We start from the raw sequence: 2,189 nt of genomic DNA on the forward strand, positions 1-2,189 counted from the left end.
CGCCGGCGCAGCCCCGGCAGCAGCCCGCGCCCGCCGGCTGGGCCGCGCAGCCGCAGCAGTTCCAGCAGCAGCCGCAGCAGCAGGGATACGCGCAGCAGGTCCCGCCGCAGGGCGGGCCGCAGCAGCACCCCGCGGCCCCGCAGGACGGTCACCGCAACCCGACCGGGTTCCACCAGCTGGCCGTCGGCCGGGTGATGCGCATCGGCCGTGCCCTGGAGAACGAGCTGGTCGTCTCCGACCTCCAGGTCTCGCGCCACCACGCCGAGTTCCGGTCGACGCCCGACGGCCGCTTCGAGATCGTCGACCTCGGCAGCCACAACGGCACCTATGTCAACGGCCAGCCGGTCCGCCAGCAGACCATCGGCCCGAACGACATCGTCGGCGTCGGCCACTCCACCTTCCGCCTGGTCGGCGACCGGCTGGAGGAGTTCGTCGACACCGGCGAGGTCTCCTTCTCCGCCCGGCACCTCACCGTCACGGTCGACGGCGGCAAGCAGATCCTGAAGGATGTCTCCTTCGGCGCCCCGGAGAAGTCGCTCATCGCCGTGATCGGCCCGTCCGGCTCCGGAAAGTCGACCCTGCTGCGCGCGCTGACCGGCTACCGCCCGGCCGACCAGGGTGACGTCCTCTACGACAACCGGAACCTCTACAAGCAGTTCGCCGAGCTGCGGCAGCGCATCGGTCTGGTCCCGCAGGACGACATCCTGCACAAGGAGCTGACCGTCAGCACCGCGCTGAAGTACGCGGCGAAGCTCCGCTTCCCCGGTGACACCGCGGCCGCCGAGCGCGAGGCCCGGATCGACGAGGTGCTGCGCGAGCTGAAGCTCGACATCCACAAGGAGAAGAGGGTCACCTCGCTCTCCGGCGGCCAGCGCAAGCGCGTGTCGGTCGCCCTGGAGCTGCTGACCAAGCCGTCGCTGATCTTCCTGGACGAGCCCACCTCCGGCCTCGACCCGGGCATGGACCGTGACGTGATGCAGTTGCTGCGCGGTCTCGCCGACGACGGCCGCACGGTCCTGGTGGTGACCCACTCGGTGGCCGAGCTGGCGATCTGCGACAAGCTGCTGGTGATGGCGCCGGGCGGCTCCGTGGCCTACTTCGGCCCGCCGGACGAGGCGCTGAACTTCTTCGGCTACACCAGCTGGGCCGACGTCTTCTCGGCCTTCGAGAACTACCGCGACTACGACTGGTCGGGCCGCTGGCGCGGCTCGCAGCACTACCAGATGTACGCCGCCGACCTCGACGCCGTCGCCCCCCAGCAGGCGTACGTCCAGCCGCAGCAGATGCGCCCGCCCAAGCAGCAGAGCTGGGGCTCGCAGCTGTGGACGCTGATGCGCCGCTACGTCTCGGTGATCGCCTCCGACCGGGGCTTCCTCGCGCTGAGCCTGGTGCTGCCCGCCGTGCTCGGCGTGGTGAGCGTGCTGATCCCGGCCGACTACGGGCTGGGGCTCGGCCCGCAGGGCGGCAAACCGCCGTTCTCCAACCGGGACGGCAGCACGATCCTGCTGATCCTCGCCGTCGGAGCGTGCTTCGCGGGCGCCGCGAACTCCGTACGCGAGCTGATCAAGGAGCGGGTGATCTACGAACGGGAGCGGGCGACCGGCCTGTCCCGCTCGGCGTATCTGATGTCGAAGGTCATCGTCCTGGGCCTGCTCACGGTCGTCCAGGGCGGCATCATCAGCGCCATCGGCTTCATCCCCCGGGACCTGCCCGAGGAGGGCGTCCTGCTGGAGGACCTGCCCGGTCTCGAACTGGCGCTGTCCGTCATGGCCCTCGGCTTCACCTCGATGATGTTCGGCCTGATCATCTCCTCGCTGGTGAAGACGGCGGAGAAGACCATGCCGCTGCTGGTCATGTTCGCCATCGTGCAGGTGGTCTTCACCGGCTGCCTGTTCCAGCTCAACGACAAGATCGGCGTGGAGCAGCTGGCCTGGCTGATGCCGTCCCGCTGGGCCGTGTCGGCCGCGGGCTCCACCGCCCAGCTGAACGTGCTGCTGCCCTGGGAGCCCGGGAACCCGGACCCGCTGTGGGACCACGACCTGGGCACCTGGATGCTCGACATGGGCGTACTGCTCGGCATCGGCCTGCTGTGCGGCGTCGTCGTCGCGCGGCTGCTGCGCCGGCACGAGCCGGAGGTCATGCGCAAGTAACCCGGCCGCGGCCCGCGTGCGTGCGGGCGGGCACACGAC

1 protein-coding gene is annotated in these 2,189 nt (G+C 70.4%); it reads left to right on the forward strand.

The window, feature by feature from the left end; translation table 11 throughout:
* Window positions 1–2,150, forward strand: a 2,150-nt coding sequence (locus GCU69_RS21785) for an ABC transporter ATP-binding protein/permease (protein WP_156206953.1), incomplete at its 5' end; no start/stop codon positions are given.
* Between the last annotated feature and the right edge of the window lie 39 nt (window positions 2,151–2,189).

The organism is Streptomyces lycii (genome assembly GCF_009735685.1).
Lineage (GTDB): Bacteria > Actinomycetota > Actinomycetes > Streptomycetales > Streptomycetaceae > Streptomyces > Streptomyces lycii.